The sequence below is a fragment of the Mesorhizobium sp. NBSH29 genome, assembly GCF_015500055.1.
In the GTDB taxonomy this organism is placed as follows: Bacteria; Pseudomonadota; Alphaproteobacteria; order Rhizobiales; family Rhizobiaceae; genus Neomesorhizobium.
Window position 1 is genome coordinate 1,761,785 of the sequence record NZ_CP045492.1, and the last position, 15,921, is coordinate 1,777,705.

General features: G+C 59.2%; 11 protein-coding genes and 1 tRNA gene. 5 read left to right on the forward strand and 7 right to left on the reverse strand.

Annotation, left to right across the window (positions count from 1 at the left end):
* Positions 1-20: 20 nt before the first annotated feature.
* Positions 21-3,911, reverse strand: coding sequence for a histidine kinase dimerization/phospho-acceptor domain-containing protein (locus GA830_RS08730; protein WP_195164637.1), 3,891 nt, complete (start codon positions 3,909-3,911; stop codon positions 21-23).
* A 249-nt stretch (positions 3,912-4,160) separates the two neighbouring features.
* On the opposite strand from GA830_RS08730, the gene GA830_RS08735 reads away from it, so the two are divergent.
* From GA830_RS08735 to GA830_RS08745, 3 genes are all read left to right on the forward strand, one after another.
* On the forward strand, positions 4,161-4,616 hold the full coding sequence (locus GA830_RS08735) for a phasin (RefSeq protein ID WP_195164638.1): 456 nt from the start codon (positions 4,161-4,163) through the stop codon (positions 4,614-4,616).
* A gap of 214 nt (positions 4,617-4,830) precedes the next feature.
* Positions 4,831-4,907: transfer RNA gene (locus tag GA830_RS08740), tRNA-His, on the forward strand.
* Positions 4,908-5,230: 323 nt separating this feature from the next.
* Positions 5,231-7,348, forward strand: coding sequence for a rhamnosyltransferase WsaF family glycosyltransferase (locus GA830_RS08745; RefSeq protein ID WP_195164639.1), 2,118 nt, complete (start codon positions 5,231-5,233; stop codon positions 7,346-7,348).
* On the opposite strand, the gene GA830_RS08750 is transcribed toward GA830_RS08745, so the two are convergent.
* Genes GA830_RS08750 through GA830_RS08765 form a run of 4 tightly spaced genes read right to left on the reverse strand, consistent with a single transcriptional unit; the run spans position 7,345 to position 12,223 of the window.
* Positions 7,345-8,502 carry a class I SAM-dependent methyltransferase gene (locus GA830_RS08750; RefSeq protein WP_195164640.1) on the reverse strand — a complete coding sequence of 386 codons (1,158 nt, stop codon included), beginning with the start codon at positions 8,500-8,502 and terminating at the stop codon, positions 7,345-7,347. The genes GA830_RS08745 and GA830_RS08750 overlap by 4 nt on opposite strands.
* Positions 8,503-8,511: 9 nt before the next feature.
* Complete coding sequence (locus GA830_RS08755) at positions 8,512-9,633, reverse strand: DmpA family aminopeptidase (protein WP_195164641.1); 1,122 nt, start codon at positions 9,631-9,633, stop codon at positions 8,512-8,514.
* A gap of 13 nt (positions 9,634-9,646) precedes the next feature.
* Entirely contained in the window at positions 9,647-11,209 is a 1,563-nt protein-coding gene (gene xseA, locus GA830_RS08760) for an exodeoxyribonuclease VII large subunit (RefSeq protein WP_195164642.1), read from the reverse strand.
* Between the two features lie 57 nt (positions 11,210-11,266).
* Positions 11,267-12,223 (reverse strand): LysR substrate-binding domain-containing protein, encoded by a 957-nt coding sequence (locus GA830_RS08765; protein WP_195164643.1) that lies wholly within the window; start codon positions 12,221-12,223, stop codon positions 11,267-11,269.
* 177 nt (positions 12,224-12,400) lie between these two features.
* Between GA830_RS08765 and GA830_RS08770 the strand changes: the two genes are divergently transcribed.
* Both GA830_RS08770 and GA830_RS08775 read left to right on the forward strand, forming a co-directional pair.
* Positions 12,401-12,694, forward strand: a complete 294-nt coding sequence (locus tag GA830_RS08770; protein ID WP_195164644.1) for a DUF1127 domain-containing protein — start codon at positions 12,401-12,403, stop codon at positions 12,692-12,694.
* A 163-nt stretch (positions 12,695-12,857) separates the two neighbouring features.
* Complete coding sequence (locus GA830_RS08775) at positions 12,858-13,112, forward strand: hypothetical protein (RefSeq protein WP_195164645.1); 255 nt, start codon at positions 12,858-12,860, stop codon at positions 13,110-13,112.
* Between the two features lie 8 nt (positions 13,113-13,120).
* On the opposite strand, the gene GA830_RS08780 is transcribed toward GA830_RS08775, so the two are convergent.
* On the reverse strand, positions 13,121-14,131 hold the full coding sequence (locus GA830_RS08780) for a DUF937 domain-containing protein (RefSeq protein WP_195164646.1): 1,011 nt from the start codon (positions 14,129-14,131) through the stop codon (positions 13,121-13,123).
* Positions 14,132-14,252: 121 nt separating this feature from the next.
* The gene (locus GA830_RS08785; protein ID WP_195164647.1) at positions 14,253-15,626 is read right to left on the reverse strand and encodes a glutamate--cysteine ligase; all 1,374 of its coding nucleotides are present in this window, start codon (positions 15,624-15,626) and stop codon (positions 14,253-14,255) included.
* Positions 15,627-15,921 lie beyond the last annotated feature (295 nt).

Consider the following 15,921-nt stretch of genomic DNA (forward strand, 5'->3'; position numbering starts at 1 on the left):
ATGGTGTCGCGCGCCGTCGCCTAGTCGGCCAGCACCCGCGTCGATGGAAAAGTCACTTCCACGAGTGTGCCTTCGCCAGGCGTCGAAAGAATCGAAAACCGCGCGCGATTGGCTTCCACCATCGCCTTGGTCAGCGGCAGTCCAAGCCCCGTGCCGTCACCACGTCCGCGTTTCAGGGCGTTGATCTGCTTGAAGGGTTTAAGCGCCTGCTCGATCTCGGCCGTACTCATTCCAATGCCGGTGTCACGCACCCGCATCACGATATCACCGCTCGGCTCATAGGCGGTCGAAATGATCACCTGCCCACCAGCCTGCGTATAGCGCACCGCGTTGGACAACAGGTTGAGTGCGATTTGGCGAACGCTTCGCAGATCTGCCACCACCTCTGGCAGTTGCGAGGCAAGGCTGGAGCGAATGATCACCCGTTCGCGATTGGCCTGCGGCTGCATCATCGCCACAGTTTCCGAAAGGGTGTCGTTAAGCGAAACCGCCTCATAGGCCATTTCCTGCTCGCCCGCCTCAATCTTGGAAATATCGAGCAGGTCGTTCACAAGGTCCAGCACATGATTGCCGGAACGGTAGATGTCGCGCAGATAGTCGCGGTAACGGTCATTGCCGATCTTGCCGAACTTTTCGTCGATCATCAGTTCGGAGAAGCCGATGATGGCATTTAGCGGCGTGCGGATCTCATGGCTGACACGCGCCAGAAAATCGGTCTTCTGCGAAGAAGCCCGTTCGGCTTGCGCCCGCGCCTGGGTCAGTTCCTCTTCGGCACGCTTCCACTGGGTGATGTCGCGCACTACTGCGCAATAGCCGCTGTCATTGGGAAGGCGTCCGATGGTCATGAACAGAGGTATGAATCGGCCTTCAGCCTCGCGGCCGATCACTTCCAGTCCGTCATTCAAAACGCTGGCAACGCCATGTTCGGAAAGCCCGGCAAGATAGTCGCGCGCCGACCGCTGACTCTCGATGGCAAACAGCGAGGCGAATGGCTTGCCGGTCACATCGTCATTGTCGAACCCGAACAACGCCTCCGCAGCGCGGCTGATTGAGCGGATCGTTCCGGCTTTATCAAGCACCACCACACCATCGGTAGCAGTGTCGACGATTGCCCGCATCTCGGCTACGCGGCTTTCAAGATCGTCGTTATCGTCAGCGTCCAGTGTTGCGTTTGACGCAACAAGCGTGGGCTTGGAAATCTCCGTCAGCGGTTCCTCTTCAACGCGTGTCAAAGCCAGCAACAGCGCTTTGCCGGCGCCCCAAGGCACCGACTGCAAGCGAACCGAAACCGGAATTTCATGGCCCTCGCGAGTCACCAGCCGAAGCTTCCGGTCGCCTTCTCCCTCGGGAGGGTAGGGATCGCCAAACAAGGTTTCCAGCCCGCCACTGTCCGCCAGCGCTTCCAGCGTCGGATACTCCGTCAGCGCGAAAAATTCCTCATTGGCAAAATGCAGCGTGTCGCCGGCATGGATGATCACAGGTACTGGCAACCGTGAAAGGATCGCCAGATCGCCATTGTCGTGAACTGGCTGCGCACCTTCACGAAAATTGTCGGCCTCCTCGGGAGAGCCAAAAATCCCCGACGCCTCATCGGCTTCGGAAAGTATGGGTGCAGTTGCAAAATCAGACGGCAGGTTCTCGTCGTTCGCGCTGGACACGTCAGGCTTGCGGGCCCAATCGTTCACCGCGGCTACGACCGGGTCCAGGTGTTCGAGTAGGTGTGGGTCATCACCATCAGCGGTGGCTTCGCGGGACGAAGGGGCGGTCTGGTCTACGCTATCGGCATCGCTGCTCTGGTCGGCATTTGCGTCACCACCGCTTGTGGCTGATTCCGCTCCGGTCGGCACAAGGCTTTCGCCGCGCGGCCAAAATTCGGGCTCGGCGTTTTCTGCGTCGCCTGAAATCGCCGCGTCCGGCTCGCCAGAGGCGCGAGTATCGGTATTGCTGCCGGGTGTCGCATCCAGCTCCGAATGCGTTGCAACCGGTTCGTCTGCCATTGCCTCACCGCCGAACGGTGTCACCGATTCCGCGCCTGTAGTATCGGCGACGAACGTTGTTTCGGATTTGAGCTCACCCGCAACGCTCGGATCGTTGATCATATCAGCGGAAACGAAATCGTCTGGCAGGCTAGCCTCAGCCGTAACTTCAGCGTCTACAGCTTCCGTCTCAGCCGCGTCGCGTGTCACCACGGCGCCGTCTGGCGCGTGCACCTTTTTCAGCCGGTCGCCAATCTCGCGAAACGCGTTGCGTTCGCCGGGCGAAAGGCTCTTGTCGATACCGCCTGGCGTCCGGTGCTCGGCCAGTCTGATAACCTTGTCGCTATAGCGGCGCTCCTGCTCTTCAACAATCGCCAGCGCTGGCACTTCGCCCTTGAACGGGTCGTTGTCCGCTACGGTCTCAGGCGCATCGACTTCCATCCGCTTGGGTACAACCAACTCTTCAGTGACGGTGCTGGCTGCTTCGATGGCGTGTGCAGCCGGCTGGCCAGAGACAGCGTCGCCACCACGCGCCACGCCAAAGCCGCGAAACCCTTCGAAATTGCGCTCGCGCCCATAGACGGGAAGCGCCGCCAAATCGACGGGCACCCGAAGCGCGCTGTCGCTAACCGGCCACATAACCGTGCGCCCCGACCAGGTGTCACGCCGCTCCAGAAGACCGGCGATCTCACCGGACGGGTCAAGCTGCAGGCGGCTCGCGACATCACGAAATAACTGGCCAACCACATCGGCCGAGCCCGCGCCGACCGCGCCAGCAAACTCTGGCGACATGGCGCTGAACTTGCCTTCGGCATCGGTGCGCCACACAAATCTCACGGGGCTCAAAGTACGCTCAAAAGCCGCCGCCGTTGCCTGCGATTCACCCTGGGGTGCTACTTCTGCCGCAGCACCGGTTTCTAACGGCGCTTCTACTTCTGCTGCTTCCGGGATTTCCAACGCGCCGCCTGGCGTTTCTGTAAAGAACGCTTCCGGTTGCGCTGGAGATGGATGCGTCGCTGCGAGCTGCTCCGGCTCTACGGGCGCTGCCGCTTTGGCTCCAAAGTACCAGCGTTCTTGCCGCGACGGCATCGCTTGGGCTGGTTCCGGGGTTTCTGATGTCGTCTGCACAGGCGCCCTGCGCCCTGCGTCAGATTCATGCTGAATGGTGGTGGTTGCGCTGGAGCCCACTCCTGCGCCAGCCACTTGAGCCTCTGTCGGGCGTGAGCCCGCGCCGGGCACATCAGCTTTGCCTGGCAGGGCGCTATCAGCTTCGTCCTGCACATCGCTGACAACCACCAGCAGGTGCAGCGCTGGCTCATCGGCCAGCCGCGCAAACCCGGCAGGCAGACGGCCTGCTGCGGCAGGAATCATCCGTTTGACCAAACGGTCCTTTTGCGCTCCGGCTTCAGTGACCAGTGCCGCAAGTGTATCGGGCGCAATGCCAAGCTTTGCCAGCCCTTCGGCTGCGGCCACAATTTCTCCCGAACCGTCTATCAGCGCCGCGAAATGTCCTGCTCCGTCAAACCCGCCGACTGCACGCTGCGCCCTTTGTCCCGCGTCTAGCGTGCTGGCATCGGATGCTGCCAGCAGGATTGCCCGTTCCCCACCCGGCAACACGATCGCGCTTGCCTGAAACGGAACAGCCTTGCTGCCTGCACCTGACGTGATCCGCACGGCCACGTTACGATTGCTTCCGATGGCCGGAAACCCAGAAGTCGCTTTGATCTGCCGCCGCGCAATCAGACCAAGATTGGCCGGTGCGCCAATTGCCGCCTCGATATCCGCATAGCCAAAGAGGGATGCTCCCGGTCCATTTGTCCAGATCACCGCGTCGAGATCAATCGACAGCACCGCCAGCGCATCGCCTGCGGCAAACCGCTGGCGCACCGCATCCAATACGGCAATGTCGAGAAATGAATATGTCGATGACGGCATGTGCGGACCAGGTCTGCCCCTGCCCATGCGGCAAAGGATTGATTAATCGTTCGTTAATAAAAGCAGCAATCGCGAAGGTCTACAAATAGGGGCCCCGTACACCGGAAATTTGGCCAGCGTGGTTAACCTCGGGAAGATTTTGTGGTGCATCGCAGCAAATATGTTGCAATGCACAAAAAAATCCTCTATATAAAATCCACACAAGATGGGCCCCGACAAAAAAGCCATCGCCAACTGGAAGGATACAACATGTCCAAGACCGCAGCCAAGACCAATGAGACCATTGAATTCCCGACCTTCGACGCGTCGAAGGCCACCGACCAGTTCCGCGCGTTTGCCGAAAAGGGCGCCGAACAGTCGAAGGAAACCTATTCCAAGATGAAGACCGGTGCTGAAGAAGCCCAGAAGGCACTTGAAACCACCCTCGAGACCGCGAAGTCCGTCGGCGGCGACCTGTCGCTAAAGACCATTGCCGCTATGCGCGCCAACGCCGATGCCGGTTTCTCGCATCTCGAAGCGCTGGCCGGCGTCAAGTCGATTTCAGACTTCGTCGAACTCCAGACCGCTTTCATGCGCAAGAGCTTCGAAACAGCTGTTGAGCAGGGCAAGGAATTGCAGTCGATCGGCAGCAAGGCCGCCACCGACGTATCGAAGCCCGTCAAGGATGTCTTCGAGAAGGCAATGAAGGAACTGAAAGTCGCCTGATTTCGCGTCGCTCGCCCTGATGTGGGCTCTGATGCGATGCAAAGGCTGACATGAACACAATGGCGCGCTGGCTAACAGCGCGCCATTGCTGGTTTCAGGGTGTTGGGCCACCCCTGTTTTCCACATGCGTCAAATCAACTGCCCTCCACGCTGCATCGGTCTTGAAATGCCCGCCATTTGTTCGTAAAGAGCCCTTCGCCAGACATTGGCACGTGCGGTTGTAGCTCAGTTGGTTAGAGCGCAGGTTTGTGGATCCTGAGGTCGGTGGTTCGAGACCACCCAACCGTACCATTCATTGGAAGCTCACTGGCAGGCCATTGCCTTGGCAAATATTTTTCAGGTTTTTTGACGTCAGTTTGTTGCGTGTATCACCCTACTATATCTCTTGCCTCCAATCCAAAAATTATTAGATGGTATCGAGATAGCATTGCTTGCCGCAGATACGGTGGTGTCAGGCCAGCGCGAATCTTTAAAGGGCAAATAATATGCGACGCATCGAACGTGCGCGGCAAATTTACCGAGCGGACGGTGCCCTGGGATTACTGTCTCAAAGCCTACGCTATGCTACTTTTTTGGTAGATCGTCTCAAGGGATTCTCGCTCCCTATCCCGGGGATGCAACCCGAAGCTTCACCTGGCAGCCTGAATGCGATTGGCGCAGTAATTGCTCGGCTCCCCCCGCCCGGATGGAACACGCCTGTTTCCATTCCGCTTGCCACCACTACGGACTCGACGTTTGAACGCGTCGCAGTGGTCGCCCACATTTTTTACCCGGACCTCGCCGATGGGATGTTGTCGTATCTCGACAATATCCCTGTGCCCTATGGCCTGTTCATCTCTACCGACAGCGAGGACAAGCGAAAGCAAATCAGCGAAGCAGCTTCCCGGCTGACAAAGCCCGTGGAACTGGAGATCAGGGTTGTGCCCAACGTCGGCCGCGATATCGCGCCAAAATACATCGCCTTCCGTGACATCTATTCCCGCTATCCCGCTTTCGTTCACATTCATTCGAAGAAATCGCCGCACGCCGGAGACACCTATAAGAACTGGCGATCGTATCTGCTGAGCCATTTGCTGGGCAGCAAGGACATAGTGCGGTCCAACCTCCATCTTCTGTCACAGGGTCGCATCGGCGTCGTCTATCCAAAGCATGCTGATGTTGTCCGCAATGTCATCAATTGGGGTTACGATTTTGACATCGCAGCAACATTGCTTGATCGTATCGGCATAAAACTGAACGCCGACATGGTCTTGGAGTTTCCCTCGGGATCCATGTATTGGGGACGCTCTGCCGCGATATCCAAAATACTCGATCTGGACCTGCAGGTTTCAGATTTCCCGCCGGAAGAAGGCCAGGTCGACGGCACGTTGGCTCATGCCATCGAGCGGGCACTCCTGATATTCGTGGAGGCCTCAGGACATCAATGGGTTCGAACGGAGAAGGCGAGGGACGACAAGGCCGGCGCCGGTGTCTGTCCGCCATTCCAGCCGATTCTGGCATCCCCGCCGCTCCCCTCCCGCACGGAGATGATCTCGACCGACACGCTTCCTATCTCGGTAACGCCGGTCCACCGGCCACACCGTCGGTTCAACCTTCTGGTGCCGACCATCAACGCCACGCAGACATTCGGCGGTATCGACACGGCGCTCAAACTATTCACCGAGCTCAGCGACGCCGAACCCAACTCTGATTTCCGTGTCGTTGTCACCGACTCTGCTGCGACGGAGGGTGTGCCAGCACGGCTGGATGGCTTCACGTTACAACAGCTGGGTGGTGAACAACCGGGGAGAAAAATAGCGCTGGACTGCAGCAAACGACGCACAGGCCAAACCCTCGAAGTCGCCGCCAACGATGTATTTATCGCTACCGCCTGGTGGACTGCTCACAACGCGTTCAAAATCCAGGAACAGCAACGTGTGCTTTTCGGATCGGCCCCGCGTGTCGTCTATCTGATTCAGGACTTTGAGCCTGGATTTTATGCCTGGTCATCACGCTATGCGCTTGCCGACGCGACCTATCGCAAGCCGGAAGACACGATCGCCATCTTCAATTCTGAAGAACTTGAGAGCTACATGTCCAAGCACTACGCGCTGGCCACCAAAAGCGTGCTGCGCTATGAGCCCAACCGCAAGGTCGCCGAAGCACTTCAGCCGGTGCCACGCGAGCGCATCATTCTGTTTTATTCACGCCCGTCGGCTATCAGAAATTGTTTTGAGATCGGCATTGATGCGCTGACACTCTGGCAAAAGCGCAATCCGGTTCTTGCCTCGAAATGGCAGATCTTTTGTATCGGAGAAGCATTTCCACCGCATCTGGCTGGGCCGCTCGCCAACGTCGAAGTCACCGGCAAGATGCCGCTGGACGAATATGCCGGTATGCTAAGCCGCGCCTCGGTGGGTTTGTCCCTGATGGTCTCGCCGCACCCGAGCTACCCGCCCCTTGAAATGGCCTTTGCAGGTGTGAAGACGCTTACCAACAATTATGAATGCAAGAACATGGCGCTGCGCAGCCCCAACATCACAAGCGTCGACGAGGTTTCCGTCAACGCGTTGGCTTGCGAACTGGAACGTATGATCGCCTTAGCGGAAGCAAACATCGGCAAAGTCACCGACATTCGCTGCGCGGTAAAGCATATCGAGACCTCGACCAGCACCTACCGTGCCGCAGATTTGCTTGCGGCGCTAGATAACCCCCGCGACAGGGGGCTGCGTGATAGAGCAGCCACCACCTAGCTGCGGCGCAGCGGTCTGGTCCATCGCCAGCTTCTGGAGTTCTCCATCAACCGCAGGTGCCCGTGCGCCGAGCGCAATTGGGATGAGAGGTGGATGATCTTCCGTTCTGCGTCTTCTGCCTGAGCCTGAGCGTTAGCCTGTAAGGCCGCAATCTTGTCTTCGGTCTGGCGCGTCAGCACTGCAATGTTCTGTTGGTGCTGCGATGTCAGCGCCTCAACCGCGTCTTGGTGCTGTGCCGTCAACGCCTCAATCGCTTCCTGCTGTGGCGTCACCGCTTGTATCGTATCGCCGTGTTGCCTGGTCAGCGCCTCGGCGCGGAGCAGTTTTTCAGCCGTCTCCCGGTGTGCCGCCTGCTCCCTGGACAGGTCGACCGCGCGCGAGACAGCACGCCCCAGATTGGCAAAGAGCTGACGGACAGCCTCCGCTTCCGTGTCTGAGCATTCGAGCAGCTGGCCGAAGCTATTGGGTATTTCGGACCCCACGCCCAGCACGCCGAGCCCGTGGCCGTGGTGGAATGTAAAAGACGGGTACCGTGCAACAAGCTCTTCCCAAAGCTTCCAGACGCCGAAATCGTCGCGCCTCACGTCAGTATCGTGAAAAAGAATGACACCCCGTTCGCTCATCAATGGCAGCCAGGCCTCAAAATCGGCCTTCACAGCTTCATACGTGTGCAATCCATCAATATGCAAAAGGTCGATCGAGGCAGGCTCGAAATTCTTTGCCGCATCATCGAAGCGGCTTTGCACCAGACTGGAGAATTCCCCATAACGTGCATCATGCACGGTGCGAAGCTGGGCTAAAACCGCGCTGTCATAAAGCCCTGCATGCTCATCGCCTTCCCACGTATCGATAGCGGAGAACGGGGCCTCGGCACCCAGCACCACCGCGGCCTGGCAGAAGGCGCAATAGGAATCGCCATAGTGGGTTCCCAGTTCGACAAACCGCCGTGGTGCGAGTGTGGCCACAGCAAAAAACGCGAAAGGGATGTGCTCTACCCAGGCACTGTGACCGGAGAGGTACTGAGGATGGGTGGTGGCTGCTGAGATCGAGCTAATATTGAAATTCATACGCAATTTGTTTCCGGGAAAGCAATTTGTCGCAGCAATGTACCATTGATGTGACCTGATCAAGGTGCTGCGCACAATCGATGTCACTACGGCGTTTCATTCAGAAAACGACTTTCTCAGCCAGGCCTTCGGCAGCGACGGGACAAAATTGCCATCTCGCCCGGCCATATCCTCACTGGCTGTCAGAGCATTCAGGATCGCTTCCTCGACCGTTTGAACCACCGCGTCGAAAAATGGATTGATATCGACATCTGGCACATAGCGCGCCTCGATCATGGCCCCTGAAATGCCACCGGCAGCTTGCGCATTGGCGGTGGTGAAGGCGAGGAAAATATCGCCGGAACTGTTGTAGCCAAAACCGCCGGTCAGCGCGACGCCGAGCGGCACCCGTTTCGCCAGCCGCTTCATCTGGTGCGGCAACAGCGGTGCATCGGTGGCGATGATCGCGATGATGGAGCTCTTCTCCATGCGCGGCGTGTTGTCCTGGATTGCTGGTTCGGCAAGGTCTGCTCCGGCCCGCACGCCGCGTATCGCAAGATTGTGCCGCGCGCCGAAGTTCGACTGCACGAACGCTCCGACCGTAAACGTCGCATCCTGCCACGGGACTAGACGCGAGGCGGTGCCACAGCCCGCCTTGAAACCGAACGTGATCATGCCGGTGCCGCCGCCGACACTGCCTTCCTCGATCGGTCCGCCAGTGGCAGTATCCAGCGCTGTCTCGACATGGTCGAAACCGACATGGTGCCCGTTGATGTCGTTGAGAAACCCGTCATAGGTTTCGCCCGATACGGGCAGTGCGAAGGCGCTCTCCAGTGCGTGGGGCTGGATACGCTGCATCCAGCGCAGGGTCGCATCGCGCGTCACCCCGCAGGAATGCGTATTGGTGATGGTGATCGGGAAGTTGAAGGCGCCTAGTTCCTCGATCAGGTGCGAGCCGGTTAATTCGCCATTGCCGTTCTGCGAAAATAGACCGGCGAAAACCGGTGTCATCAGGTCATTGCGAGGCCGTGGCAGGATCGCCGTCACCCCGGTCCGCACCGGCCCCTTGCCCACTACAAGCGGACCATCGCCGGAAATCAGCGTCGTATAGCCGACAGTCACACCGGCAACATCGGTAATGGCGTTGTAGGGGCCGGGAGTGCCATCGAATGGTATGCCAAAACTTCTGGCGCGCGGCTTTCCGGAAGGAGTTGCATGATGATGCGTGTTCGCGGTCATGAGTTGATCCCCGTTAAAACAGCGTTCCTTGGCCGCCGGGCTTCGGTGCCTTGGCGGATGTGCGCGGCCTGGGCCTTGCCTCGCCGCTGGTGGCCACTGCCCCGGCAGTGCCATCCGCAAACCGCAACGTCAGAGCGGTACCGGAAGATAGTTCCGCCGCGCGCGTCACCAGATTGCCATCAAGGTCGCTGACCAGAGCAAAGCCCCGCTCCAGTATCCCCTGATGCGACAGTGTCGCCAAAAGCCGCTCGGTCTGGTCAACGCGGTTGCGCAGCCGCTCAAGCTTCAGCGCCATTGCCTGTCCATGCCTTCTGGCCAGCAGCGCCAGCGACTCGCGCAGCAATCTTTGCCGGCGCTCAATCGGCTCATGGCGAAGACGGCCTGAAAGACGGGCAAAATTCCGCCTCTGTTCGCCCACCCGGCCGCGCAGCGCCGCCTGCGCCCGCGCAAGATCACGGTCCACCAGCTTGCGGGCATCAGCGATACGCCGTGATAGCAATTGCGGTTGCAGCCGCAGCGCGCCAAGCTGAGCGCGTTTTCGCTCGGTGCCGACTTCAAGTCCTCGACCCAACCGGCTGGTTGCCTCGTCAAACCGCCGCCGCGGCAACGCCAGCAACTGGTCGGGCGAGGGCAGCATGCGTGCGGTCGCCTTGAGCGTTTCTCTGCGCCGGTCGAGCGAGCGGCGCATGCAGGCCTTCAGTCGCGCCGAGAGACCGGCCAGCGTCGATTCAAGTTCGGCCTTCACCGGCACGGCAAATTCCGCCGCACCAGTAGGCGTCGGCGCCCTCACATCGGCCACCATGTCTACCAGCGTCCAGTCAGTCTCGTGGCCAACCGCCGAGATGATCGGGATTGTGGACGCTGCAACTGCCCGTGCTAGGGCCTCGTCATTAAAGCCCCAAAGATCCTCCAGGCTGCCGCCGCCCCGCGCCACGATCACAATGTCGGGCCGAGGGATGGCGCCACCAGCAGGTAGTGCGTTGAAACCCTCCACGGCATTGGTCACTTCCGCCGCTGCCGTCTCGCCTTGAACCCGCACCGGCCACACCAGAACATGCAGCGGAAAGCGGTCGGCAATGCGGTGCAGAATATCGCGGATCACCGCACCGGTTGGCGACGTGATAACGCCTATCGTAAGCGGCATGAAGGGAAGTCGCTTCTTGCGGTCCTGATCGAACAGACCTTCGCCGGCGAGCCTCTTCTTGCGCTCTTCAAGCAGTGCCATCAGGGCACCGGCGCCGGCGGGCTCCAGATTGTCGATTACGATCTGGTACTTGGAGGAGCCCGGATAGGTGGTCAGCTTGCCGGTGGCGATCACCTCCATGCCTTCTTCGGGCCGGAATTTCAGCCGCGACATGGTCATCTTCCAGACAACGGCTTCAAGCTTGGCGCGGTCGTCCTTCAGCGCGAAATAGGCGTGCCCGGAAGAATGTGGCCCGCGATAGCCAGAAATCTCGCCGCGCACTCGAACATGACCAAACGCGTCCTCGACAGTGCGCTTCAGCGCACCTGAAACTTCGCTCACCGTATATTCGGCGACGTTGGATTTCGAATCGGTGGGAATCATCTCGCTCATCGGCGGATTGAGCGGAGCGCGCCGACTGCCGTCAAGCGCGTCGCGGCTCTTGAGGTTCTACCAGCCCGGTACAATCTGGCTCGCTTTTTGGCGTCGGCCCCGTAGTGCCGCAAGCGCAGCGAGGTCAAACACCGCTTCGTCATCCGCCTGTGGCACAGAAATATTGTCGAGGCTTTCAGCGATGTGGCGCGCCAGCGCATTGACGATATCCGGCTTGCTCGAGTTGCCGCGCATGATGCCGATCTTGATATCGGGCAGAGCAGTAAACCCGTCTGCTTCCCCCAATACCCGCATGCCGGGACGTAACGCACATTCGGGCAGGGTCGAAATCGCCAACCCTGACATAACGGCAGCGATAATGACTGTGGCAGACCAACTGGTGAACAGAATGCGGTACTCCCGGTTCATCAAGTCCAATGCATCGCAGGCGGACCGCCGCCACTGGCAGGTGGACCGGCCGAATGCCATCGGCAAAACATCCTGTTCATGCGTCGGGTGGTTGGCCGAGCTGACCCATAAAAGCGGCTCGCGCCGCACCACCTCGGACTGGCCACGCGCGTCGTCATGCGTCACCAGCGCCAGGTCCAGATTACCGCGTTTGATGTGCTCGACCAGATTATAGGTGGGCTCGCAGATGACCGACAGTTCCACCCGGGGGTTGGAACGCGCAAACCGTGCCATGATCTCGGGCAGGAAGCGGTCGGCATAATCGTCCGGCGTGCCGATGCGAATGTGACCCTCAAGGCTGGTATCGTCAAACGCCGCCAGTGTCTCCCGGCTAAGCCGGATCATACGCCGTGCATAGCTTAGCAATTTCTCGCCTTCTTCGGTCAGCCGATTTGTGCGGCCGTCCTTTTCAAACAGCTGTTTGCCGATGCGCTCTTCAAGCCGTCGCATCTGCATCGATACGGCAGATTGCGTGCGATGCACCTCATTCGCCGCCTTGGTGAAGCTGCCAGTATCGGCGATCTGAATAAAGGTTTGCAACTGGTCGAGATCGAGCGGGGAGGCCATTGGGTTGATCCATCATCTGCATTGATGAAAAAGATTAAAAACATTCGTTAGACTAATCAATAGGTCGATGGCAATTCTGGCCCGTACACGAAATGCGCGTGTGAACAATTTTGGTGGTGCGCCTTTAGAGCGCGCCTGCCGCTCGCCGCGCACGGCCCGAAGAAAAGGAGAACGGCCATGACGACACTCGACCGCAGCACCCTGGCGCCTCACACGATTGAAGCGCGCCCAGCGATCGCGACCCGTGCCGTGAAAGCCGTATCAGTATTTTATCGCGCCTGGAAAAATCGGCGCGCCTTTTATCAACTGGGCAATATGTCCGACGCCGAACTGGCCGATATCGGCCTGACCCGCTCTGATCTGCATATGTCGGTGCAGTCGCCCTTCGACCTCGATCCAACGGCCCGGTTGGGTGCACTGGCGCGCAACCGCTCTGAAATGGCTGAACACGCGGCCCGTCGCGTCTGCTGATCAAGATCGAACTGTTCTGCAGGCGCTCCCAACCCTGCCGGTCTTCCCGCCGGCTGCCTGCACCACTGCCCGGCCTCTTGGAGGCCGGGCCCTTTAACGGTGATCCAGGATAAATTATCGCCACGCCGCAGGAACCGACCACACCGCGCCACGTTACTGCCCCATGAAACACATTGTCGCCACAGCCATTCTGCTCCTCGCATCTCTGACATCGGCGACGGCTCACACCGTTACTCTACCTGATGGCACGGAGTGGGTGCATGACGAAAACGCATCCTATTTTGCAGGTGGACCGGTCCGCAACGTTTCCGTGACTGCACCGCAGGTGACCGACTGTGCGAAGGCCACCTGGCCCGACATCCCCGCAGCGTGCCTCATCACCGACAGTCAAGATATGGGTAATAACCCGCAAGGCTAGCGTAAGGCCTAGCGCGGCCGGTCCATGCCCTTGGTGAACTGCTCGAAGATCGATTCGACACCCTTTTGATAGTTTCCGGGCTGCTTTGCGCCGGGATCAAACATTTTTCCGAGCATTTCTTCAAGCGGGTTACGTGGGGCGGCTTGCGGGCTGGCGGGAGCTTGTGCCTGCTGTTGTCCACCGCCCATCATCTGCTCGAAGATTTTGCCGAGCGGATTTTCGCCGGCGGCGCTGCCTGGTGCCTGTTGACCACTCTGCGCTTGGCCGCCAGCGCCGCCAAACATGTCCTGAATCATCTTGCCGAGCGGATTCTCGACCGACGCCTGTGCCTGACCGGGCGTGGCTTTGCCGCCACCCATCATCTGTTCGAAAATTTTCCCGAGCGGGTTCTCGCCTGATGACACCTGCGTGCCGCCCGGCTGCGGACCGCTGGCGCCACCCAGGATATCCTGGAACATCTTTCCAAGCGGATTGTCGCCTGCCGCATGGGGCTGTGCCTGGCTCTGCTGTGTCGCGCCGCCAGCCTGCCGCATCATCTGACCAATGATCTCACCGAGCGGGTTGCTCGGCGCGCCAGAGGCGCTCGCCGCCTGCATCTGCCCGGTTGACTGTTTGAAAAGACCCCCCATCAGCATCGAGGCGACCGCCGGCAGCATCTGCTTTAGCACATCCTGGCCCACGCCACTTGCCTGAGCCGCCTGGCCGGCAACCGCACGCGAAAGATCCTTTGAACCGAACAGATGTCCGAGAATGCCTTTGCCATCCTTCAGCCCCTGCTGGCCAACAGCTTTGGCCGGATCGTCGAAATATTGCGCGTGCTTGCCGCTGGTCATCGCCGCCATAAAGGAGCCCATGCCCTGCGGGTCCGCCGTGTTGCGCTTGAGCCCCTGGCTGAAAGCCGGCACCAGCGCAGCGACAGCCTGCTCGGTCTGTTGTGGCGTAAGATTGAACTGTTTTGCCAGCGCAGCCATTCCCTGGCCATTCTGGGCATTCGTCAGCATCTCAAAAAGCGGCAACATGTCATGGTCTCCTCTGGGTCTCGTCAGGGAAGCCTAGAACCTTTCCCTTACAGGTTGAAGGGACATTCAATCGGCGTCGTTACCAGTTTCTCTCGCTGTAATGTCAGAACCGTGACGGTGCTCAATAAGCGTATTCGAGGAATGCCGGCTCGATCGAACCGCCCCAACGCGTATGAAACGCATTGGTCATCTCCTGTGCGCTGGTGGTCCCACGCGAAACCACCTCGTCGAGAGGCGACAGGAAAGTCGTCTCGTCATAGCCATCGCGGTTTTCGCGGGCGCGGTTCTTGAGACCGAGCTTCGATATCGCAAGAACATCGCGCGCCATCTCACGCATCGCATGGCCACGAAATTCGGTGGCAAGCCCTTCAGCCGGCACCGTCTCGCGCATGGCTAACACCTCGTCAAACGTCCAGTCCGCCGTCAGCGCCTCGGCCGCATCGAGGGCTGCCTCATCATAGAGCAGACCGACCCAGAAGGCTGGCAGCGCGCAGATACGCCGCCACGGGCCGGCATCGGCGCCGCGCATTTCCAGAAAGCGCTTCAGCCTGACATCGGGAAACAGTGTCGATAGGTGGTTCGCCCAGTCGCCGATGGTGGGCAAACCGTCGGGCACCGAATTGCGCAGCGCCCCATCCATGAACTGACGGAAAGTGACGTGAGTCACATCGTGGTAATGGCCGTCTCGAATGACGAAGTACATCGGCACATCGAGCGCCCACGTTACATAATCGGCAAAACCAAACTCCGGCGAAAAACAGAAATCGAGCAGGCCGGAGCGCTGATTGTCGGTGTCGCGCCAGATCTCGCCACGCCAGCTCTGCAACCCGTTGGGCCGACCATCGGTAAACGGCGAATTGGCAAACAAAGCTGTCGAAAGCGGCTGCAGCTTCAGTGAAACTTGCATCTTGCGGCGCATGTCACGCTCGCTGTCAAAGTCGAGGTTCACCTGGATCGTACAGGTGCGGTACATCATGTCGAGGCCCTGGCTGCCGACCTTGGGCATGTAGCGCGTCATGATCTGATAGCGAGATTTGGGCATCTTTGGCGTCTCCGCCAGCGTCCATTTCGGACTTCCGCCAAGACCAAGAAAGCGGATGCCGAGCGGCTCGGCGATTTCGCGCACCTGCGCCAGATGCGCATTGCCCTCGCGGCAGGTCTGATGGATCGTCTCCACCGGCGCGCCCGAAAGCTCGAACTGGCCGCCCGGCTCAAGCGATATCGCCCCCTGTCCGGTCGGCTCCACCAGCCCAATGATACGGCCATCATCGATAATCGGGTCCCAGCCGAGCGTCCGTTGCATACCCTCGAGTAGCGCCCGGATGCCCCGGTCGCCGCCATAGGGAACCGGCGCATTGCCATCAATGTAGAAGGGAAACTTTTCGTGCTCGGTGCCGATGCGCCACTGGTCCTTTGGCTTGTTGCCCTCGGCCAGATAGGCGACCAGCTCGTCAATGCTCTCGACGGGCCGGAAATCGGTCGTGTCACGCGCCATGAAATTTCCTCCCAATCTGGCCAAACCGCACAATTGCGGACCGCCAGCGGATGCTACGCACAAAGGTGGGGCTTGATGGCTGAAATGTCAGGAGCCACGCAAGCAAAAAATCCTGATCGTGACTTCAACAAGCGTTGATTGAGATAACGGAAGGAATTTGTCGGAACTACACCGTGAATCGCCTGTGTACATTACAGAGTGAACAAAAAAATCCTACAAATGCAATGAATACGGATTATCCATCATAAATAAAGTACAAATAAAAATTATTCTTACAAGGATTGAATAGCCATTT